This is a genomic window from Methyloceanibacter sp. (genome assembly GCF_051306395.1).
Lineage (GTDB): Bacteria > Pseudomonadota > Alphaproteobacteria > Rhizobiales > Methyloligellaceae > Methyloceanibacter.
In genome coordinates this window covers 20,062-40,847 of the sequence record NZ_JBPPND010000019.1, presented here as the reverse complement: position 1 = coordinate 40,847, position 20,786 = coordinate 20,062, and the positions used below count along the sequence as shown (strand labels likewise).

The window sequence follows — 20,786 nt, the reverse complement described above, 5'->3', positions numbered from 1 at the left end:
TCCTTTATCTCTCTTGCCATGCCTCAGACGAGCGCCTTCTCGGCGTCGCGAACGTCTCGGCGTGCTTGCTCTTCCTCATGGAGCGTCTTGAAGTCCAGGCCCATGAGTTCGACCTCCCGCGGCACCCGCAGAAGCCCGCCTGCGTCGAGCAGCTTGGACACGATCCAAGCCGGGACGAAGCCGAGGACGAAGAACATGATGACCGCGCCGATGGTGTTCCCGAGCGGATTCACCGCGGCGTAGCCCTCATACGGCGAGGACGGATAGCCCCACAGGACAAAGCCAGCGATCACCAGACCGATGAAGCCGGCATAGCCATGAACGGCCACGGCTCCGACAGCGTCGTCGATCTTGAAGGTGCGCTCGACCCAGTAGTGCAGCTTGTAGGCGCACCAAGTGCCGATGCCGGCAATAACCATGGCCTGGATCGGGTGGTAGAGGTCATTACCGGCTGAAGCGGTAATGATACCGGCAAGGCCGCCCGAATAGGTCCAGAAGGAATCGCCCTTGGAGACCAGGTAACCGACCAAGAGGCCTCCCGACAGCGACATCAGGAAATTGACCGTGATGGCGCCAAGTGTGGTCGGCGTCAGATAGATGGTCGTTGCCGTCCAGGTCTCGCCGGTGATCTGACCGCCAATACCCTCCGGAGAGATGATTGGCACGTTGCAGGCGGCGTAGAAGCCCCAGAAGCCGGTGTAAATCAAGAACAGACCGATCGTGACCAGCCAGGGATTATGCGCAACGAACACGCGCGGCGTGCCGTCCGCGGCGAAGCGGCCGAGACGCGGGCCGAGCACCACGAGAACGCCGAGGGCGGTGCCGCCGGCAATCCCATGGATGACGCCGGAGGCATAGGCGTCGTGATAGCCGAGAAGCTTCACCATCCAGCCTTCGGGATGCCAGCCCCAAGCCGCATCGATGATCCAGGTCACCGAGCCGATCATCACGGCGATGATCCAGAACGCACCCGACCTGATGCGCTCGATGACCGCGCCCGAAACGATCGACGCCGCCGTCCACGAGAACAGCAGGAAGGCCGCCCAGAACACGCCGGTGATGCGGTCGCCGAGATTGGTGGCCATGGTCTCGGATGTAGGCAGGTTCGCTGCCCCCGCCTCGAGATTGAGCCCGCCGGTGATGAACGGTCCGTTGGGGAACGCCCAATAAATCCACCAGCCGAAGAAGAAGAACGTGATGGTGACCAACGGGATCAGCATCGTGTTCTTCAATAGGGTGTGCATGTGGTTCCGCCGCCGGCTGGCGCCGACTTCGTACATGCAAAAGCCAACATGGATCAAAAACATGATAACGACCGTCACCCAGTAATAGAACTCGGTGAAGACGGTCGTGAGAGCGTCTAAGTTATTGCCCATTGATGTAACCCCCCTAGGTTCACGCCTTGGATTGATTTTTTGTCCCAAGGTCACGATGGATGTTTCAACTACGTCGTCGATTCTCCTCTTGTCTCGCCAGGTGCCTGAAACGGCCCGCTGCCACGGTTAAAAGCCCTACAGAGCGTCCTCATCTTACATTGATGCTAGGGGGCACCCCAAACGCCGTCAACCAAGATGAAATTGACTTTCCTTAAATGAAACGCAATTGAACCCAGGTCTCTAAGCCACTTTCATGGCGCTAAATCAATCGGTTAATGGCCGTGCGAGCAAACTCTGCGTGAGTTTGGAGACCCGTATTTTTTTGACCTGAAGGCGGAAAAGCAACGATTTCTGGAGCCAAAGAGGGCCAGAAAACTCGACCAGACAGAGAAAGAAACCAAGCTTTTCAACCGGCTTTCGAAAAAGCGTGAGCCAAGCCCTTGCCCTAATACGACCTGCGGATTGACGCGAAGCGCCGGGGGAGGCAGTGAGGCCCGATGGGCAAGACGAAAACCAAGGATTCGCGGCAGCCGTTTCTAATCTGGCAATGCCAGATTCGCCAGATTGCCATGCGGGAGGATGATGGACGTCCCTCCCCGGGCATGTGCCCCCGGGTGTTGGATGAGTCGGGTGCGGAGCTTTCGCCGGCTTTGACCGTGCTGCTGGTGCCAAAAGCACCCGAGGAGAGTACGGCCTTCTTCCGGTTCCAGGTGATGAAGTCGGCCGACCCGCGCGAAACCTACGAGAAGGCGCTGCGCCATCTCCAGGCGGACTATTTCCAAGAGCCGAAGTCTTTCAGCGACCGCCTGCTCGCAATCTTGCCCGCGGATGCTCCGCTTGCCGACGCGCTTGTTTCAGGCAAGCGCTGCGTGCTCGACTTCGCGCAACGGCGCTATGCTTTCCGTCTGTCCTGCAAGGTGAAGGCTCTCGATGTGGGCGATGCGGACCGCGAGGCCGCGATCTGGCATAATCGGGTCTTCAATCCAGCGCTGCCCGACACGGTGCAAGTGCTTGCCTTCAAGCCGGATTGGAAAACGGCCGAGATCAAGAACTGATCCCGGCCGTCTGCCCAGCTTGCGAAGAGTCACTTCGCTTCGGTGAAGCTTAGGTCCGCCCCCGCGTTTTCGCGGGACGCGAAGCCGTCCAGGTTTGTCCGGACGCTTGTTTTGTTCAGTCTTGGTCTGCGCAACCGCCTAGAACTTCGTGTAACCCTCCTAGAACTTCGCTTAGCCTTTTAGAACTTGCGATAGGCCTTGTTCAGCTCAATGAGCGGATGCCTTGGCGAAGTCTGAAACCGGATCAGTAGCTCGCGCGCCAGCATGTCGCGATCCTGCTGGTTGTCGGGTAGCTTCATCGACTTGGGGATGCGCACCCAACCGTTGATGTTGCGGTCGAAGATGGCGGGTTGCCCCGCCTCGTAGCCCATGTGGACGTCCTCCAGCCAGTTGAGGTCGTCCCAGCCCATGAACTCCATGTAGTCCTTGAGGAAGGGCGTGAGCTTGCCATAGTCGGGCAGCAGATTGACGTCGTAGCGGTAGCCGATGTGCTGGCCGATCACCTTCTCGCGGTCGGTGTCGAGGCCCGCGGCATCCTTCAGGTACTTATCGACGTCGCCGCCTTTGGCAGCCGCGTTATCGACTTTGCCGTTCTTGTCGCTCTTAGCCATAATTTACCTCAACCCAGCTTGTGGTAGTTCTCGACACCGACGGTCATATCGGTGCCGGCGAGCGGCACTTGTGCCATCGCCGAAGCTTCCATGGTGAGCGCGGCGAGATCCTCCGGTTCCAGGCTATGGATGTTGGTCTTGCCGCAGGCGCGCGCCAACATCTGCGCTTCCAACGTGAGCGTGTGCAGGAAGTTGTAGACGCGCTCTGCTGCCTCGTCGGGATCGAGCCGCTTTCGAAGCTCCGGGTCTTGCGTGGCGACGCCGACCGGGCAGCGGCCCGTGTGGCAGTGATAGCAACTGCCGGCGGGAACGCCCATCTCCGCCTCGAAGTCGGACTCCGGAATTTCCTTATTGCAGTTGAGCGCCATCATCACCGAGTGGCCGATGGCGATGGCGTCGGCGCCGAGCGCCAGCGCCTTGGCCACGTCGCCGCCGTTGCGGATACCGCCGGCATAGACGAGGCTGATCTGGCCGCGCAGGCCGAGCTCGTCGATGGCGCGGCGCGCCTGACGAATGGCGGCAATACCGGGGACCCCGGTATCCTCCGTGGCGATATGGGGGCCAGCGCCGGTGCCGCCCTCCATGCCGTCAATGTAGATCGAATCGGGCCCGCACTTCGCCGCCATGCGCACATCGTCATAGACACGCGCGGCGCCGAGCTTCAACTGGATCGGAATCTCCCAGTTGGTCGCCTCGCGGATTTCCTCGATCTTGAGCGCCAGATCGTCGGGGCCGAGCCAGTCCGGGTGACGCGCCGGCGAGCGCTGGTCGATGCCGGCAGGAAGCGAGCGCATCTCGGCCACCTGGTCGGTGACCTTCTGGCCCATCAAATGACCGCCCAAGCCCACCTTGCAGCCTTGGCCGATGAAGAACTCGCAAGCGTCCGCGAGCCGCAAATGATGCGGATTGAAGCCGTAGCGCGATTGGATGCACTGATAGAGCCATTTCGACGAATAGCGCCGCTCGTCGGGGATCATGCCGCCCTCGCCCGAGCAGGTGGCGGAGCCCGCCATGGTGGCGCCGCGGGCGAGCGCGATCTTCGCCTCGTAGGACAGCGCGCCAAAGCTCATGCCGGTGACATAGACCGGGATGTCGAGATCGAGCGGGCGCTTCGCTTTAGGGCCGATCACCGTCTTGGTATCGCATTTCTCGCGATAGCCCTCGATGACGAAGCGGGTCAGCGTGCCCGGGAGGAATGTGAGATCGTCCCAATGGGGAATCTTCTTGAACAGGGAGAAGCCGCGCATGCGGTAGCGCCCGAGTTCGGACTTCACATGGATGTCGTTGATGACCTCCGGGGTGAAGATCCGGCTCTTGCCGAGAATGAAGCGGCTTTGCTCGGCCGGTTCCCGCGCGCCGTTTCCCTTTTGCTTCTTGCTCTTTGCCATTGCCCAGCCTTTCCCCTACAGCACCATCTTTTTCTCAGTGGGCTCTAGATTGTCGTAGTTCCACAATTGCTTGCCGGCGACGATCTTGCGGAAGGAGGTAATGCCGCCCTTCGGCATGATGTCGTACCGGGTCAGCTTCTGGTTCAGCCATTCCTTGTCGAGGTCGGTCAGTTCGCCCCACACCGCGTCGACACCGAGGCTTTGCGGCTCGCCGCCCAGGTAGATGACGCCGTCATACATGGAGTCGCCGAGGTTCTTTCCCGCATTGCCGCAGATAACCATGCGGCCGCGCTGCATCATGAAGCCGGTGAAGGCGCCGGTGTTGCCGCCGACGATGATATTTCCGCCCTTCATGTCGATGCCCGTGCGCGAGCCGACGTCGCCCTTGCAGACGAGATCGCCGCCGCGGATGGCCGCGCCGAACTGCGACCCGGCATTCTTCTCGATGAGCACCGTGCCGCTCATCATGTTCTCGGCGCAGGACCAGCCCACGCGTCCGGAAATGCGGACATTCGGGCCATCGAGCAGGCCGAGGCCGAAATAGCCGAGCGAGCCTTCGACGATGAGGTTGAGGCGGTTCAGAATGCCGACGGCGAGCGAGTGCTTGGCGCCAGGGTTCTTGAGCACGATGGTGCCGTAACCGTCGATCATCATCTCGCGGATGCGGAGATTGACCTGCTTCGCGTCCATGTTGGAAGCGTCTATCTCGCCGCGCTTGTTGAAGTCGACATCGAAAGTGTCGGGAAGCCCGAAGCCGTGATGCTGCTCGCTCAGATCGATGTCGAAGAACTGCTGCTGGGTGCGGCCGGTAAGCTGCTCCGTGTGCATGCCCATCTCATGGGACTTGAGCTCCTGCTTGGAGGGAGCCGATCGCGTCAGCGCTGCCATACCCGCACCTCCTCATCGTAAGGATCCGACGTGTCGATCTCGCGTGGGACGATGGCGCGGATCGCCACCTCCTCGGAAGCGAGCGCGACGATGTCGTCGCTTTCGTAGAGAACCATGGGCTTGGCGGCCATGGTGTCCTTGGCGAGGCCAAGCTCCTTATCGGTGGCGACGAGATAGGTGAAGACGCCGTCGATCTCGCTGATGGAGGCCTTCAGCGAATCTTCCAGCGTCGCGCCCTGTTCCAGATTGTTGGCGGTGTAGACCGCGAGCAGCTCGGAATCGCAGTTCGACATGAAGCGGTGGCCGAGACGCTCCATCTCGCGGCGCATGATCCAGTAATTGGTGATCTGGCCGTTATGGACGACGGAGATGTCGTTGTACGGATAGGCCCAGTAGGGATGCGCGGAACGGATATCGACATCGGACTCCGTCGCCATGCGCGTGTGGCCGATGCCATGGGTGCCTTGGAATGTCCCAAGACCGTATTGTCCGGAGACCTGGGTCGCGTCGCCGAGATCCTTGATCAGCTCGAGCGCATGGCCGAAGGACAGGACCTCGGCGCCCTCGATCTGCTCGATATCCGTGGCGAGTTGCTTGGTGTCGCCGGAATAGCGCAGGCGATAGCGGAACGCATAGGGTCTGGGCTGCTCCACTTCCAGGGCCTCGACGCCGAGTTCCGACAACCTGTTGTCGACCAGACCCTGGCGCTCGCGAATCTTGTCGCGAATCTTGTGATCCGTCTTCAGGTCGTCGGCTTCCGCAAGCTTCAAGCGCATGACGTACTCTTCGGGCTTGGTGACGCCGTAAACGGCGAACCCGGTCGAGTCGGGGCCGCGGTGCTTCAGGCTCTGGAGCATCGCCGTCATTTCCTGGCCAACGCCCACGGCCTGCCCGCGATGAATCACTCCGGCAATCCCGCACATTATTTTTATTCCTCCTCGTTTCGTCCGCCGGCGCCCGGTTGAGCGCGGCTGACTGCCCGCCTACGGCAGGCAGTCGAGATAAGTCTCGACATCCCATTCGGTGACGGTGTGATTGAAGCGCTCCCACTCGTCCCGTTTGTACTGGTCATAGAGGCGATACATCTCGCCCGGCATGCCGCGCTGCACGACCTTGTCGGCGGCCAAGGCATCTAGAGCCTCGCCGAGCGTCATCGGCAGCTTCTTGACCTGCTTGCCGGCCTCGATCGCCTCGTAAATGTTGCGCTCTTCCGGTTTGCCCGGCTCGAGATTGTTGTCGATGCCGTCGTCGGCGGCCGCAAGGATCGTCGAGCCCATCAGATAGGGATTCACCATCGAATCCACTGAGCGGTACTCGAACCTCCCTGGCGCGGAGACGCGCAAGCCCGTCGTGCGGTTCTGGAAGCCCCAGTCGGCGAAGATCGGCGCCCAGAACCCCGTGTCCCAAAGCCGGCGATAGGAGTTCACCGTCGACGAGCCGACCGCGGTCAACGCGCGCAAGTGGTGCACAATGCCGCCGATCGCCGCCAAGCCCGCTTTGCCGGGCATCTGCAAATCGTCGCCGTCGGGCATGAAGGTGTTCTCACCCCCCGAGACATACATGTAGTTGTGCGGCAGGCCCGGCAAATCATTGGCGTCGTTGCCAGTCGGGCGAAGCTTGTCCTCACCGCCACGCCACAGCGACATGTTGTGGTGACAGCCATTGGCGGACACGCCCATGAAGGGCTTCGACATGAAACAGGCGATGATGCCGAACTCGCGCGCAACTTGCGCGCAAATCTGGCGGTAGGTCGTCAGCCGGTCGGCATTGCGCAGGACGTCGTCGAACATCCAGTTCAGCTCAAGCTGACCGGGCGCGTCCTCATGGTCGCCCTGGATCATGTCGAGGCCCATCTTCCGGGCATACTCCATCACCTTCATGTAGACCGGGCGCAGGCTCTCGAACTGGTCGATGTGGTAGCAATACGGATTGGAGTAGCCGCCGTTCGGCTTGCCGTTCTCATCCTTCTTCAGCCACATCATCTCCGGCTCGGTGCCCATGCGTAGCTGCAGACCGTCGTGCTTTGTTTGGAACTCCTGGTGGAGGCGGCGAAGATTGCCGCGGCAGTCCGCGGTGAGGAACCCGCCCGGGTTCTCCTTCTCCTCGCGGTTGCGGAACAGCGTGCAGTACATGCGCGCGATGCGCTTGTCCCAGGGAAGCTGCATGAAGGTCTCGGGATCGGGAATGCCGACAAGCTCGGCGGCCTCCGGACCGTAGCCGAGATAGTCTCCATGGCGGTCGAGGAAGAGGTTAACGGTGGCGCCATAAACGAGCTGGAAGCCCTTCTTCGCTACACTCTCCCAATGGTCGGCCGGAATGCCCTTGCCCATGATGCGGCCCGTGACCGAGACGAACTGCAAATAGAGATATTCGATGCCGAGCTCGTCGATCTTGCGGCGAACTTCCTTCACAAGCTCTTGGCGTTCCGGATCATCTACGTAGCGTGCGATATCCATCGGCACTCTCCCCTTCCCTCAACTCCACGGAAATGGACTATTGGAGGTCGGATGCAGTTCGCCTTTGGCGAAGCGTTCGAAACGAAACGGCTCCAGCAACCTGCTCTTCTCTCCCATCAACTCCTGCGCCACGAGTTTACCAACGCCGATCATCTTATAGCCATGGTTGGAATCGGCGATGATGTAGACGTTCTCGCGGAAGGTATCGAAGACGGGGAAGTTGTCGGGTGTGAAACAACCGAGCCCACCTGATTTTTCCTTGTGCTTATAGGCCGAGATCTTCCCTTCGAATCTCTTCTGGCAATGGGCCAGCATCGAGCACCACATGTGAATGAAATTGTCGCCGACGATGAAGTCCGGCGAGTCCGGACCATAAGGATCGATGGCGATCTGGTCGGGATCCTGCTCAACCTTGTAAGGCGAGGCGCCGCCCTGGATGCCGCCGAAATTGAAGTCAGGCTTGTAATAGAGGCCCCACAGCTGATCGGTGATCACGGAACCGTCTACGTCCGAATAAAGCGGCGCGTCCGTATCGACATGGATGACGGGCGGCATGCGGCCGTCATTGGTCTTATGCATGTCGGGATCGACGCCGAGCGTGCCTTCCTCAAGACACCAGAATTTCCACATGGGCACGTCGTCATGCATCGCGCCGTCGGCGCCCTTGACGGAGATGGCCTTCGGTAGATCAAGCATCTCCCAAAACTTCAGGACCCAGGGGCCGGCGCCCACCACTACGGTCTCGCAAGGGATGGTGCCCTTGTTGGTGATGACGCCGGTGACGGAGCCGGAGTTCGAACCGTACTCGAAGCCCTTGACCTCGACGCCGGTGGCGATCCGCACGCCTTCGGCTTCGGCTTTGCCGGCCAAGCCATAAAGAGACGCGGTGTTGTTGGCATAGCCACCCCGCTTCTCATGCAGGACCGAGGTGATCCCCTTGGCCTGCCAATCGTCGAACAGGCCCATCATATATTTCTGGCAGTCGCCCGTGCCCTCGATGAACTCGGACTCGTAGCCGATCAGCTTTTGCTGCTCGTAGATGGTGCCGACCTGCTCATGCATCACCTCGGCGCTGATCTGCATGTAGCCGACCGGGTGATAGCTGTAGGCCTTGGGGTCGCTTTCCCACACCTCGACGGAATGGGCCATCAGCTCGCGCATGGCCGGCTGATAGTAATTGTTGCGGACCACGCCGCAGGCAATCCCCGACGCGCCGGCGCCGATCCCCGCCTTGTCGATGACGAGAACGTCCGCACCGGTGCCGCGACCGGTCGCTTTCAGCTGCTGTGCGAGATGATAGGCGGTGCTCAGGCCGTGAATGCCGGCGCCGATGATGACGTATTTGGCGGCCGAGAGGGTCATAGCAGACCAGCTCCCTTCAAGGAATTGGTCTCAAATTGGTCCTCTATAGACCTCAGTCTCACGTCGAACGACATTGCGATGCCCAGCGCTTTGCCACTTAACTGCGACTATTACTGCATAGTGAGAGCCCGATTGCAAACCAATTAACACTTTACGAGCCCAAAGTGGTCCGTTATAGTCGCGCTGGGAAAGGAGACTCCATCGTGAACGATCAGCCCATGAGGGAGGCGGCCGCCGTTCTTGCGCGCCTGTCGAAACCAATCTCGGGCGTGAGCGCCATCTCCGCCTATCTGCAGCGCGCGATCGAGACAGGGGCCTATTCCGAAGGCGAGAAGCTGCCGCCAGAACGGCAACTTGCCGAGACATTCAAGGCGGCGCGCTCGACGGTGCGCCGTGCACTGGACAGGCTCGAGAAGGAAGGGTTGGTGTCGCGCCGTCTAGGCAGCGGCACATTTGTCGGCGGCCCTGTCTCCGCAGGCAAACGCACCGCCCACCTCATCGACGAGGTGAGTCCATTGCAGCTCATCGAGGCGCGTCTCGCAGTGGAGCCTTTCACCACGCGGCTTGCGGTGTTGCACGCCACGCGGCGCACGCTCGATGAGATGGACCAGGTGCTGGCGCACGCGGAAGCGACACGGGACAAAGACGAATTTTCCAAGTGGGATGGCGAGTTTCATCTCCTGCTTGCGCGCGCCTCCGCCAATCCGCTTCTGATCAACGTCTATCGGCAGATCAATCATGTGCGGCTCCACGCGCAGTGGGACGCGATGAAGGAAAAGGTCCTGACGCCGGGGGTGATCGCCGATTACAGCCGGCAGCATCGCAGCATCCTCCAGGCAATCCATGTGCGCGACGCACAGTTGGCGCAGACGCTGATGGCCGATCATCTGGAGAAGGCGCGGGATGATCTGATGAAGGCGGCGAGCCCTTAAGGCGCCTCACGCCCGAGACATTCGCCCGTGACTTTGATCGCCCGGAAAAAAATATTTCTCAACACGCAAGTACGTGGTCTAGCATGGTCTGCCGTGTGCAACACCAGTTCCCGGGGGCGTATCAATGCTGACACCGGCCAAGGACCTCAACTCACTTCGCGAGCAGCTCGGCGCCGAGGGCGTGGAGTTTTTGATGGCGAGCTTCTCCGACATGCACGGCGTGTCGAAGACCAAGATGGTGCCGCTCGCGCATCTCGAACACATGATGGCCGGTTCGGAGCTCTACACAGGTGCTGCGCTTGACGGCGTTCCCCAGGATGTGAGCGACGAGGAGGTCTCGGCGCGGCCCGATCCCGCCTCGTGCATCGTGCTGCCCTGGCAGAAAAACGTCGCCTGGTTTGCGAGCAATCTATGGTGCGAGGGGAAGCCCTTCGAGGCCTGTAGCCGCAACATCCTGGCGCGCGCCACGCGTAAGGCCGCCGATCTCGGCTATGTGATGAATCTCGGGTTGGAAGCCGAGTTCTATGTGCTCAGGGACAGCGAGGCCGGCGCGGTGCCCGTCTCGGAGCGCGATACGCTCGAAAAGCCCTGCTATGACGGCTATGGCGCGCTGGACAACCTGCACTGGCTGTCGGAACTGGTGGATGCCATGGAGGCGCTGGGTTGGGACGTCTATTCCTTCGACCATGAAGACGGCAACGGCCAGTTCGAGGTCGACTTCCGCTTCGCCGACGCCATGACCATGTCGGACCGCTTCGTCTTCTTGCGGATGATGGCCAACGCGATCGCGCGCAAACACGGCTATTTCGCCTCATGGATGCCCAAGCCTTTCGCCAACCGCACGGGCTCCGGCGCCCATTACAACATGTCGCTGGCGAGCCTCGACACGGGCGAAAATCTCTTCACGGACCCGGACGACCCACGCGGCTGCGGGTTGTCGAAACTCGGCTATCAATTCCTTGCCGGCGTGCTCAAGCACCTGCCCGCCATCAGCGCCGTCGTCTCGCCAACGGTGAACAGCTATAAGCGCCTGATCAAGCAAGGCTCCATGTCGGGCTCGACCTGGGCGCCGGTGTTCGTGTGCTACGGCAACAACAACCGCACCAACGCATTGCGTATTCCGCTGGGCGGAGGCCGGGTCGAGCTGCGCGCGGCCGACTCGGCCAACAATCCCTATCTCGGCGCGGCCATGGTGCTGTCCGCAGGCCTGGAAGGCATTCGCGAAGGGCTAGACCCGGGCGAGCCGCATACCGAGAACATGTACCGGAAGTCTGACGCCGAACTGAAGGAGATGGGCATCCAGGTGCTGCCGCGGAACCTGGAAGAAGCCGTGGACGCCTTCGAGGCCGATCCGCTGTCGGCCGAGGTCATGGGTAAAGCCATGTTCGAGAGCTATGCCCGCTTTCGCCGCGCGGAGTGGGAGGCGTACCACAACTTCGTCTCCGACTGGGAGCGCGACCGCTACCTCAAGTTTTTCTAATGCGCGGCGGAAAAAGCGCCAATCGTTAGGCAGTTCGCCGCCCCCTTAGGCAGAGCTTCAGCCCCCCATCCGGGCCCGCTTTGGGCAACAGCTTGATTCGCCGGACTCTCCCTCCCTGGCACGCTCTTTGCGACAGTAAATATAGTTTCCTCAGAGGAAACGATTAACGCCAACGTGGACTTGGTCTTCGGCTGCGGCCGGGAGCCAGGTTCATTCGGATGGGGGTGCTGCTCATGGAAGAGCAAATCGCAGAACTGACGAAAACGAGCGGCATGCTCGGGACCGTCGACATGGAGATCTTTTACTGGTGGTGCACGGCGATCATGGTGTGCATCCACGCAGGCTTTCTCGCTTACGAAATGGGTGCGTCGCGCGCCAAGAACGTGCTGGCCTCGGGCGTAAAGAACATTCTCGCTTTCGCCTTCATCGTTCCGACCTTCTTCTTCTTCGGATGGTGGATCTATCTCGCCTTCCCGAACGGATTCATTCCGAGCGCAGACGGCAATGTGGGCTTGCCGTGGGCTCCGGAGATGGGACCGAACCTCGCAGACAATGCAACGGGCGTGTTTTGGGCGGCCTTCGTGCTGTTCGCTGCGACGACCGCGTCGATTTTCTCCGGCGCCGTCATCGAGCGCATTCGCGTTTCGGCGTTTGTCATTCTCGCCATCGTCCTAGGCTCCATGGCTTGGATCCTGGCGGCGTCTTGGGGTTGGCATCCGGACGGCTGGCTGGTGAAGGACTGGGGCTACCACGATGTCGGCTGTGCCGGCCTCATCCATGTGGTCGCCGGTTTCTTCGCACTCGGCGTGCTGCTCAATCTCGGTCCGCGCATCGGCAAGTACAACGCCGATGGCACCGCGAACGATCTATTGCCGCATAACGTACCCATGGTGCTGATCGGACTGATGCTCATCATCGTCGGGTTCTTCGGCTTCCTCGGTGCGTGCCTGATCTTCAACCCGGGCGCTCAGTGGACCAACATCTACGGTCAACCGGCGACGCTTTCGTCCTACGCCTTCAATACGCTCATGTGCTTCTCGGGCGGTATTATCGGCGCCTGGGCGACAACTCGCGATCCATTCTGGATGATGTCGGGCGCACTGGCCGGTATCTTCGTCGCGGCCGCCGGCCTCGACGTGTGGTATCCGCCACTCGCCTTCCTGCTCGGCATTCTGGGCGGCGTCATCATCAAGCCGGGCAACGACTTCCTGGTGCGCATGGGCGTTGATGACTCTGTGGGCGCGGTGTCGGTGCACGGCTTCTCGGGCATCCTCGGCGTCATGGCCGTGGGCATCCTGGCGGCCGGTTATCCGAATGTGGGAGATGCGCCTCCGACCTCGTTCATCGGTCAGCTTGTCGGCCTCATTGTCATGATCCTCTGCGGCTTCGTGCCCGGCTACCTCGTGTCGCTGGCTCTGAAAGCAGGCGGCGTGCTGCGAGTGCCGAACAGCGTGCAGGAGATCGGTCTCGATCTGGCCGAGGTTCCGTCGAAAGCCTATCCGGAAGCGGTTGGCTCCAAGAGCGGCGCCGCATTGCTTCCCGCGGAATAGACGGTCTCTAACGCGAACTCTTTGGAAAGGAGACTTAAATGGACACCAGTCCGATCACAGCGTGGGAAGGGGCGGAAACCTATTTCACGTTCGCTGACAAACCCGGGATCATGTACGCGATCCTGGCGGCCGCGGTGATCATCTGCTTCGGCACGATCATCTCGGCCGGCATCCACGAAATCGAGGCGTTCAAAAAGTTTGAAGGCAAGGAGTAAGAGTACCCTCCGTGCGCGGCGAGCCTTGTCGGCCTCGTTTGGGCCGGCAAGGCTTCGTTGCGACTGGAGACGCGCCAATTACGGTTCAGGGGAAACGACCAATGGAACAGAAAGTCTCTGACGACGTCGCGGCGCTTGAGAAATCCCTCGCCGGCAAGGGCGTCAAATATCTCATGGCGAGCTTCGTCGACATGCACGGCGTGTCCAAGACGAAGATCGTACCGCTCAGCCACATCAATCAGATGCTGCAAGGCTCCGAGCTCTATACAGGGGCGGCGCTGGACGGCGTGCCTCAGGACGTGAGCGACGAGGAGGTCTCGGCGCGTCCGGATCCCGACTCCGCGGTCGTGCTGCCTTGGGAGCCGGAAGTCGCTTGGTTCGCGAGCGATCTGTGGTGCGAGGCAAAACCTTTCGAGCCCTGCTCACGCAACATTCTCAAGCGCCAGCTCCAAGCGGCGCTCGATCTTGGCTATGTCATGAAATTTGGAATGGAGGCTGAGTTCTTCGTATTCAAGGACAGCGAGAACGGCGGCTTCGAACCGCTCTCGCCCCTGCCCCATCTCGACAAGCCCGCTTACGACGCGACCCGACTCCTGGACAATCTGCCGTGGATCTCGGAGTTGGTGGACGCGATGAATGGGCTCGGCTGGGGCGTCTATTCCTTCGACCACGAGGACGGCATCGGCCAGTTCGAGATCGACTTCAATTATGCCGACGCGCTGACCATGGCCGACCGCTACGTGTTCTTCCGTTTCATGGCGAATTCCATCGCGCGGCGACACGGCGCCTTTGCCACCTTCATGCCAAAGCCTCTCGGCGACCGCGCAGGCTCCGGCGCGCATTTCAATATCTCGCTGGCGGATGCGGACAGCGACGCCAATTTGTTCGCAGGGCCGGCCGACGCCCGCGGCAACAAGCTCTCCGGACTCGGCTATTACTTTTTGGGGGGCGTGCTCCGGCATGTGCCGGCAATCTGCGCGGTCTGCTCACCGATGGTGAACAGCTATAAGCGGCTGATCAAACAGGGCTCCATGTCCGGCTTCACCTGGGCGCCGGTGTTCGCCTGCTACGGCAACAACAACCGCACCAACTCGCTTCGCATTCCCTTGGCCGGCGGGCGTGTGGAGCTGAGACCGGCCGATAGCGCCTGCAATCCTTATCTCGGCGCGGCGCTGGTGCTGGCCGCGGGGCTCGAAGGCATCCGCGAGAGGATCGATCCCGGCGAACCGTACCGGGAGAATATGTACCGTAAGAGCCCCGAGGAGCTTCAAGCGCTCGGCGTGACGCTGTTGCCGCGCACGCTCGAAGAGGCCATCGATGCCTTCGAGGCCGATCGATTGACGTTGGAAGTGTTCGGCCCGGCCATGCACGAGGCCTGGATCGACTTCAAGCGGGAGGAGTGGTCGAGCTATCACAACCACGTCTCCGATTGGGAGCGGGACCGCTACCTCAAGTTCTTCTAGATCGGACCGATAGCGACGGCGAGGCGAGCGCTTGAGAGGCTGCGGGCGCCACGATCGGGGCCGTGTTGTCGTACTGTCATCGCCCCCATTAACGATGCGCCAGGAAGATTTGGCAAAAGCGGCCCGCTCGTCGTTCAAATCCCGGTTATGCGGACGGTCGTCGCTGGCACCGGTCCTATTCTATCTTTAGATTGGCGCCGGAACGCGATGGGGGCCGGATTTGGCCTTTCCACATCGTAATGTTCCGGCCGAGAAGCCTGGATTACCATGGGCTTACACGGCTGGACGCCCGCATCGCAGCCCCACTCGATTGGCCCTTGGACGATATGAGAGCTGTTATTTCTTTACCTTCCCGATCCCCGGCGAGACACGCCGTTCTTCTCGGCCTGTTCATGACCGTGGCGGCCTATCCGGGCGCGTCCCTCCAGGCGCAAGCCATCCCGCCCGTGGAGACCGAGGTGGTGAAAGAGGCACCCGTCGTCCGCAAGCTCGCGCTTTCCGGTACGGTGACGTCGCCGCATGCCTCGCCGATCTCGACGTCCGTGGAGGGCCTGGTGAGCTCCGTCTATTTCGACAGCGGCGCGCATGTGCAGCAAGGCGACCTTCTCTTGGAACTGGATGCCGAGTTGGAAGAGGCCGCCTACGCGCAAGCCGAGGCCCAGGTCGCGCAAGCCGCCGCCGAGGTCGACGACGCCAAGCGGCGCCTTGGTATCGCCGAGAGTCTCGCGAAGCGAAAGTACGGCCCTCAGAACGAGGTGGAGGCCAGGCAGGCGGAAGTCGAGATCGACAGCGCCACCCTTGAGAGTTTCAAGGCGGAACAGAAGCGTCGCATGGCGGTCCTCGAGCGTCACAAGTTGCCGGCCCCGTATGAGGGGGTTATCTCCCAGCGCATGGCTGAAGTCGGCCAGTGGGTGGCACCGGGTACGGCCGTGTTCGAGCTTGTGGCCATGCGCGACTTTCGCGTCGATGTGCCGGTACCGCAGCAGTATTACGCGCGGCTCAGAGATGGTGCGGAGGTGGCGATCGAGGTCGATGCGCTTCCCGGCGAGACGGTGCCCGCAAAGATTGGCGCACTTATTCCGGTCAGCGATCCGGACGCGCGCACATTTACGTTGCGGGTGCTGCCGACGCGCGATGACATTCCCATCACGCCCGGCATGTCCGCCCGCGTCCTGATCAATCTCGACACCGGCAAGCACGACGTGGCGGTGAAGCGGGACGCGCTGATCCGCTATCCGGACGGCCGCATCACGGTATGGGTCCTGAAGGACCAGGACGGCGACAAGGCCAGCGTCACCGAACGCCGGGTGCAGATCGGTCTCGCCTTCGATGGGTATGTGCAGGTGTTGTCTGGGCTGAAAGTGGGTGAGCGGGTTGTGGTGCGCGGGAACGAGTCGCTGCGCGAGGGCCAGACTGTCCGGATTGCGGAAGCAAGAGGCTAAGAGGGAACCGGCCTGATGCTCGAAAAGATCGTCCAGCGCGGGACCTTGGTAACGGTCGCAACGCTCATCGTGTGCGTGCTCGGCGTCGTGGCGGCCTTCCGCATCCCCGTGCAGATGATTCCCGACCTTGAGGTCCGCACGGTGACGGTGCAGACGCGCTGGCCCGGAGCAACGCCGCAAGACATCGAGAAAGAGATCATCATCGAGCAGGAGGAGTATCTGCGCTCGATTCCCAGCCTGGAGCGCATCATCTCTCAAGCATCGAGCGGCGAGGCGCGGATCCAGCTAGAGTTCCCCTATGATATCGATCTCAACGAGACGCTGATCCGCATCAACAATGCGCTGAGCCAAGTCCCTTCGTATCCGGAGGACGTCGATCAGCCGCGGGTGCGGGCGAGCTCCTTCAGCGCCAACGCTTTCATGTTCTTCCGCGTGTCTCCGCTTCCGGGCAACCCACGCGAACTGAACATGGACATGATGCGCGACTTCATCGATGACAACGTCAAGGCGCGTCTTGACAGCGTGACCGACGTCTCCGACGTGCGGCTCGGCGGCGGCGCAGAAAAGCAGATTCAGATTTTGTTCGACCCGGCCGCACTGGCCGAGCGCAAGATTTCGCTGACAGACGTGCGCCGCGCGGTCGCCGAACGCAACCGCGATACGTCCGGCGGCGAGATCGAAAGTGGCAAGCGGCGCTATCTTTTGCGAACCATCGGCCGCTTCGACGATCTCGAAGACCTGAAAGACCTGATCATCGCCCGTCGCGGCGACAACATCATACGGCTTGAAGACGTTGCGGATGTTCGGCTTGGCCATTTCGAGATCTATACCCGCGCCTATGTGAACGACCGGCCTATCATCTTCCTGTCGATCCGCCGCGAGGCAGGCTCTAACGTCATCGCCATCAAAAAGGAGGTAATGAAAGAGATCGAGGCCATCAACCGTGAGGTGCTGCATCCCGCCGGCATGGAGATCGAGCGCACTGCGGACGACGTTACCTACGTCGAAGCCTCGATCCGCAACGTCTGGACCAATCTCGGCATTGGCGCCGTGTTGGCGACGCTCGTGATGTTCCTGTTCCTGCGCTCGGCAAAGGCCACTGTCGTAGGCGTGATGGGCGTCCCGATCTGTACCATTGCCGCGTTCATCGGCTTGATGCTTGCGGGGCGGACCGTCAATGTCATCTCGCTGGCGGGTGTGGCTTTCGCCATCGGCATGACGCTCGACAACACCATCGTCGTGCTCGAGAGCATCGATCTCGAACGGCGGCGCGGCCTAGGCCGGCTGAAAGGGGCAATCGAAGGCGTCCGCAAGGTATGGCCCGCGGTGTTGGCGTCCACGCTCACCACCGTCATGGTCTTTCTGCCCATTATATTCATCCAGGAAGAGGCCGGACAGCTTTACTCGGACATCGCAATTGCCGTATCCGCCTCGATCCTCGCCTCGATGATCGTTGCCATTACCGTCGTGCCCACAGCGGCAGCGCATTTCGATCTCACGCCGCAAGACAACAAGACCGTTGATGCGGCGGACGGCGCAATCGTCAAGGGCGTGAACTGGCTCGTGGCAGGCCCTTTGCGGCGGCTCTTCTGCATCTTCGGCATGGCCGGTGCCAGCGCCGCGATCATTCTCTTGCTGACGCCGCCCGCCGAGTATCTGCCCGAGGGCGAGGAGCCCAAGATGTTCGCCAGACTCAACGCGCCGCCCGGCTACAACCTCGAGACCATCGAGGAGATTGGCAAGGACCTGCAGGACTGGCTGATGCCCTTCGTCGAAGACGATCCGGTACGGTTCCATAGCGGGGAGACCGAGGTCCCGGCACTCAAATACTTTTTCTTGATGATGGAGGCGGATGGCCTGCGCATCATCGCCGAGACCGTGGATTCCGGCGATATCGACAACCTGATGAAGATCATCGGCGAGAGGTACAAGACGTATCCGGGTATGCAGCCCTTCGTCTCGCGGGGCTCGATCATTACCAGCAATGACGGCGGCACGCGCAGCGTCAGCCTCGATATTTCCGGACCCCGGCTCGATGACGTCTATCGGGCCGCGGCCACCGCCTATCGCCGCGCGAACGAGATCTTCGACGGTCCGCGCATTCAGGCCGACCCTTCGACACTGAGCTTATCTCAGCCGTTGCTCGAGGTTCGCCCGAAATGGGATCGCGCGGCGGAACTCGGCATGAACGCAGACGATGTCGGCTTCACCGTCGCCGCGCTGACCGACGGGACCTATGTGGGGGAGTTCTTCCGCGACGACGAAAAAATCGACATCTATTTCTACAGCAAGGATTCCGCGCGCGCCGAACTCGACAATCTCGGCCAGATGCCGATCTATACGCCGCAAGGCACCATCGTGCCGCTGTCGTCCGTCGCGGATATCAGAGAGACGGTGGATACGAACACGATCCGGCGCATCGATGCCAAGCGTACGGTAACCCTCAACATCATCCCGCCGGACAACATCGCTCTCGAGACGGGCGTCGAAATCGTCCGTAGCCAGCTCGTGGAGCATATGAAGCGCGCGGGCGAAATGCCGTTCGCCGTGACCATGAACATTTCCGGAGCCTCCGACCAACTGGACGCCACGCGCAGCGCGCTTGCCGGCAATTACCTGGTGGCGATCGTCATTATCTACCTTCTCCTTGTCGCCATCTTCACCCATTGGGGCTACCCGCTTCTCATCATGACCACGATTCCGCTCGGCGTGGCAGGCGGATTGGTCGGCTTGGCGCTGATGAACTGGGTCGGTGCGATCCTGCCGCGCTTCGGGCTCGACCCCATCATTCAGCCCTTCGATATGATCACGATGCTGGGCTTTTTGATCCTGATGGGAACGGTGGTGAACAACCCGATCCTGATCGTGGACCGGGCGCTCTATAACCTGCGTGAGATGGGGCTCGACGCGCAGAACGCCGTGATGGAGGCGGTCTCGTCCCGCTTGCGGCCCATCGCCATGTCCACGGTGACGACGATCTGCGGCTTGGCGCCGTTGGTGTTCATCCCGGGCGCGGGTACGGAGCTTTATCGGGGCGTGGGCGCCATCGTGCTGTTCGGCATTCTCAGTACGGCGATCATCACGCTGACCTTCCTGCCGGCGCTGTCCATCAGCGTGTTCAAGCTGGCAGGCTATGGGAAAAAGGCGGGCAGCAAATCTTCGGCCATGGAGCCTTCACCCGCACCCGGCGAGTAGGATTACGCCAGCTTGCTCTGAAGCTCGGGCACGAGCTGCTCTGGCGGCACATAGTGCGGATGGACCGCCGCCCAGCCGTCGGCGCAGAGGTCCGGGTGGGCCCGCACAACGTCCTCCAGCACGCCGGCCGGGAAGCGCGTTACATCGTAAGCGCAAACCACCGCCTCGCCATAGAGCGGCAAGATGTGGTTGAGCCGGCTTTCGTAGATTGCCAGCAACTCCACGCCGGGGGCATCCTGCAGCGCCCACTCCATATTGGCCCAACCGCGCGTCCGCTTGAAGCCGAGTTGACGCCCCTTATTGATGCTCTCCTGCGCAAGACCGAGCATTGCATCCGGGTCGAAGCCGCCGCCGGCCAAGTAAATCTCATCCCAGGCCGAAATTTCGAGCTGACCGTTGCGCTCCGCCGCCTCAACGTCGATGCCGGCGTGTCGCAGCCGATTGCGGCGCTCGTCGCGCTCGGCCGGATCGACAAGTGTGACGACCCGATCTCCGGCTTCGATGCCCTCTTTCAAAAACGGCAGGAGCGCGGCGTATTGCTCCTCAGCGTGACCATAAAGCGCGCAGACATGGCAGGGGCAGCCGAGCGACGAGCCCGCCAGAGTGACCTTGCTCGTCGTGGCCAATCCACTGTGCTTTCTGCGTCTCGCCACTTTTGGAATGTGCCCCTGCGCCCAAGACCCGACAGGCGCTCATTCTACAGAGTTGGGGGTCTCACGTCACTTTCGGAGAAGGGGGAAATTGGCGCGCCGGAGAGGATTCGAACCCCTGACCCCCAGATTCGTAGTCTGGTGCTCTATCCAGCTGAGCTACCGGCGCATAAGCCGAAAAACCGCAACAATTTGAGCGGGATTGGCTGATCCGAGGCGCCGGCTAAAGCGGCGGCTCGGGACCCGCCTAGGTAATACCTTGCGACATCGAAGGCAAGTGTAGGGAACCCGGCATGAATCGAAACAGTTTTCCATTATGTTGGGCCGACAACCACTAGGGAGAAGCACCATGATTCGATATTTCCGCAACGCGGTCGCCATTCTAGGCGCGGTTTTCCTCACATTCGCCGTCGCCAGCTGCGACGCCCCCTCGGACGACACCACCGCTGCCAGCGACAGCTTCGTGGGCAAGTACACAACCGAGGACACTCAAGGCAAGCCGATGACCATTACGCTGTCCGAAGACGGATCCGCCTCCGGCGATCGCGCTGGCGAAAGCCTGTCCGGCTCTTGGAAGGAAGAAGACGGCGCGGCCATGATTGACTGGTCCGACGAGTGGACCACCAAGATCGCCAAGGACGGCAATAAGTACACCAAGACCGCCTACCAGGACGGCACGCAAGACGGCGCACCCGTGAGCGCTGAGAAGACGCAATAACAGGC

17 protein-coding genes and 1 tRNA gene are annotated in these 20,786 nt (G+C 61.3%); 9 read left to right on the top strand and 9 right to left on the bottom strand.

Annotated elements, in window-relative coordinates; all coding sequences use genetic code 11:
- Positions 1 to 23 precede the first annotated feature (23 nt).
- Positions 24 to 1,376: an ammonium transporter gene (locus tag ACSLE4_RS01765; RefSeq protein ID WP_435902772.1), complete on the bottom strand. Its 1,353-nt coding sequence runs from the start codon at positions 1,374 to 1,376 to the stop codon at positions 24 to 26.
- Positions 1,377 to 1,873: 497 nt separating this feature from the next.
- On the opposite strand from ACSLE4_RS01765, the gene ACSLE4_RS01760 reads away from it, so the two are divergent.
- Positions 1,874 to 2,431, top strand: coding sequence for a hypothetical protein (locus ACSLE4_RS01760; protein WP_435902771.1), 558 nt, complete (start codon positions 1,874 to 1,876; stop codon positions 2,429 to 2,431).
- A 179-nt stretch (positions 2,432 to 2,610) separates the two neighbouring features.
- Here the strand turns inward: ACSLE4_RS01760 and ACSLE4_RS01755 are convergent, their stop codons facing one another.
- The 6 genes from ACSLE4_RS01755 to ACSLE4_RS01730 are packed head-to-tail and all read right to left on the bottom strand — an operon-like array spanning position 2,611 to position 9,136.
- Entirely contained in the window at positions 2,611 to 3,042 is a 432-nt protein-coding gene (locus ACSLE4_RS01755; protein ID WP_435902770.1) for a hypothetical protein, read from the bottom strand.
- Positions 3,043 to 3,050: 8 nt separating this feature from the next.
- The gene (locus tag ACSLE4_RS01750; RefSeq protein WP_435902769.1) at positions 3,051 to 4,430 is read right to left on the bottom strand and encodes an FMN-binding glutamate synthase family protein; all 1,380 of its coding nucleotides are present in this window, start codon (positions 4,428 to 4,430) and stop codon (positions 3,051 to 3,053) included.
- A 15-nt stretch (positions 4,431 to 4,445) separates the two neighbouring features.
- Positions 4,446 to 5,318 carry a hypothetical protein gene (locus ACSLE4_RS01745; RefSeq protein ID WP_435902768.1) on the bottom strand — a complete coding sequence of 291 codons (873 nt, stop codon included), beginning with the start codon at positions 5,316 to 5,318 and terminating at the stop codon, positions 4,446 to 4,448.
- On the bottom strand, positions 5,306 to 6,241 hold the full coding sequence (locus ACSLE4_RS01740) for a hypothetical protein (protein WP_435902767.1): 936 nt from the start codon (positions 6,239 to 6,241) through the stop codon (positions 5,306 to 5,308). Before ACSLE4_RS01740 ends, ACSLE4_RS01745 begins: the two co-directional genes overlap by 13 nt.
- Before the next feature lie 60 nt (positions 6,242 to 6,301).
- Positions 6,302 to 7,774, bottom strand: a complete 1,473-nt coding sequence (locus tag ACSLE4_RS01735; RefSeq protein ID WP_435902766.1) for a glutamine synthetase family protein — start codon at positions 7,772 to 7,774, stop codon at positions 6,302 to 6,304.
- A gap of 18 nt (positions 7,775 to 7,792) precedes the next feature.
- Positions 7,793 to 9,136 (bottom strand): NAD(P)/FAD-dependent oxidoreductase, encoded by a 1,344-nt coding sequence (locus ACSLE4_RS01730; protein WP_435902765.1) that lies wholly within the window; start codon positions 9,134 to 9,136, stop codon positions 7,793 to 7,795.
- 203 nt (positions 9,137 to 9,339) lie between these two features.
- Between ACSLE4_RS01730 and ACSLE4_RS01725 the strand changes: the two genes are divergently transcribed.
- From ACSLE4_RS01725 to ACSLE4_RS01695, 7 genes are all read left to right on the top strand, one after another.
- A complete protein-coding gene (locus ACSLE4_RS01725; RefSeq protein ID WP_435902764.1) occupies positions 9,340 to 10,068 on the top strand; it encodes a FadR/GntR family transcriptional regulator in 729 nt (242 codons plus the stop codon).
- A 124-nt stretch (positions 10,069 to 10,192) separates the two neighbouring features.
- Positions 10,193 to 11,548 (top strand): type III glutamate--ammonia ligase, encoded by a 1,356-nt coding sequence (glnT, locus tag ACSLE4_RS01720; RefSeq protein ID WP_435902763.1) that lies wholly within the window; start codon positions 10,193 to 10,195, stop codon positions 11,546 to 11,548.
- Between the two features lie 233 nt (positions 11,549 to 11,781).
- Positions 11,782 to 13,098, top strand: a complete 1,317-nt coding sequence (locus ACSLE4_RS01715; protein WP_435902762.1) for an ammonium transporter — start codon at positions 11,782 to 11,784, stop codon at positions 13,096 to 13,098.
- Positions 13,099 to 13,136: 38 nt separating this feature from the next.
- Positions 13,137 to 13,313 (top strand): hypothetical protein, encoded by a 177-nt coding sequence (locus ACSLE4_RS01710; RefSeq protein ID WP_435902761.1) that lies wholly within the window; start codon positions 13,137 to 13,139, stop codon positions 13,311 to 13,313.
- 101 nt (positions 13,314 to 13,414) lie between these two features.
- A complete protein-coding gene (gene glnT / locus ACSLE4_RS01705; protein WP_435902760.1) occupies positions 13,415 to 14,776 on the top strand; it encodes a type III glutamate--ammonia ligase in 1,362 nt (453 codons plus the stop codon).
- Positions 14,777 to 15,168: 392 nt separating this feature from the next.
- Positions 15,169 to 16,218, top strand: coding sequence for an efflux RND transporter periplasmic adaptor subunit (locus ACSLE4_RS01700; RefSeq protein ID WP_435902759.1), 1,050 nt, complete (start codon positions 15,169 to 15,171; stop codon positions 16,216 to 16,218).
- A 15-nt stretch (positions 16,219 to 16,233) separates the two neighbouring features.
- On the top strand, positions 16,234 to 19,413 hold the full coding sequence (locus ACSLE4_RS01695; protein ID WP_435902758.1) for an efflux RND transporter permease subunit: 3,180 nt from the start codon (positions 16,234 to 16,236) through the stop codon (positions 19,411 to 19,413).
- Positions 19,414 to 19,415: 2 nt separating this feature from the next.
- Here the strand turns inward: ACSLE4_RS01695 and ACSLE4_RS01690 are convergent, their stop codons facing one another.
- Positions 19,416 to 20,039 (bottom strand): MEDS domain-containing protein, encoded by a 624-nt coding sequence (locus ACSLE4_RS01690; RefSeq protein ID WP_435902757.1) that lies wholly within the window; start codon positions 20,037 to 20,039, stop codon positions 19,416 to 19,418.
- A gap of 116 nt (positions 20,040 to 20,155) precedes the next feature.
- Positions 20,156 to 20,232, bottom strand: a tRNA-Arg gene (locus tag ACSLE4_RS01685).
- A gap of 180 nt (positions 20,233 to 20,412) precedes the next feature.
- Here ACSLE4_RS01685 and ACSLE4_RS01680 point away from each other — a divergent pair.
- Entirely contained in the window at positions 20,413 to 20,781 is a 369-nt protein-coding gene (locus ACSLE4_RS01680; protein ID WP_435902756.1) for a hypothetical protein, read from the top strand.
- Positions 20,782 to 20,786: the final 5 nt, after the last annotated feature.

What these genes read in the sequence shown, in the direction of transcription:
- ACSLE4_RS01765 (WP_435902772.1), bottom strand. Translation starts at nt 1,376, where the DNA reads ATGGGCAATAACTTAGACGCTCTCACGACCGTCTTCACCGAGTTCTAT.
- ACSLE4_RS01760 (WP_435902771.1), top strand. Translation starts at nt 1,874, where the DNA reads ATGGGCAAGACGAAAACCAAGGATTCGCGGCAGCCGTTTCTAATCTGG.
- ACSLE4_RS01755 (WP_435902770.1), bottom strand. Translation starts at nt 3,042, where the DNA reads ATGGCTAAGAGCGACAAGAACGGCAAAGTCGATAACGCGGCTGCCAAA.
- ACSLE4_RS01750 (WP_435902769.1), bottom strand. Translation starts at nt 4,430, where the DNA reads ATGGCAAAGAGCAAGAAGCAAAAGGGAAACGGCGCGCGGGAACCGGCC.
- ACSLE4_RS01745 (WP_435902768.1), bottom strand. Translation starts at nt 5,318, where the DNA reads ATGGCAGCGCTGACGCGATCGGCTCCCTCCAAGCAGGAGCTCAAGTCC.
- ACSLE4_RS01740 (WP_435902767.1), bottom strand. Translation starts at nt 6,241, where the DNA reads ATGTGCGGGATTGCCGGAGTGATTCATCGCGGGCAGGCCGTGGGCGTT.
- ACSLE4_RS01735 (WP_435902766.1), bottom strand. Translation starts at nt 7,774, where the DNA reads ATGGATATCGCACGCTACGTAGATGATCCGGAACGCCAAGAGCTTGTG.
- ACSLE4_RS01730 (WP_435902765.1), bottom strand. Translation starts at nt 9,136, where the DNA reads ATGACCCTCTCGGCCGCCAAATACGTCATCATCGGCGCCGGCATTCAC.
- glnT (WP_435902763.1), top strand. Translation starts at nt 10,193, where the DNA reads ATGCTGACACCGGCCAAGGACCTCAACTCACTTCGCGAGCAGCTCGGC.
- ACSLE4_RS01715 (WP_435902762.1), top strand. Translation starts at nt 11,782, where the DNA reads ATGGAAGAGCAAATCGCAGAACTGACGAAAACGAGCGGCATGCTCGGG.
- ACSLE4_RS01710 (WP_435902761.1), top strand. Translation starts at nt 13,137, where the DNA reads ATGGACACCAGTCCGATCACAGCGTGGGAAGGGGCGGAAACCTATTTC.
- glnT (WP_435902760.1), top strand. Translation starts at nt 13,415, where the DNA reads ATGGAACAGAAAGTCTCTGACGACGTCGCGGCGCTTGAGAAATCCCTC.
- ACSLE4_RS01700 (WP_435902759.1), top strand. Translation starts at nt 15,169, where the DNA reads ATGACCGTGGCGGCCTATCCGGGCGCGTCCCTCCAGGCGCAAGCCATC.
- ACSLE4_RS01695 (WP_435902758.1), top strand. Translation starts at nt 16,234, where the DNA reads ATGCTCGAAAAGATCGTCCAGCGCGGGACCTTGGTAACGGTCGCAACG.
- ACSLE4_RS01680 (WP_435902756.1), top strand. Translation starts at nt 20,413, where the DNA reads ATGATTCGATATTTCCGCAACGCGGTCGCCATTCTAGGCGCGGTTTTC.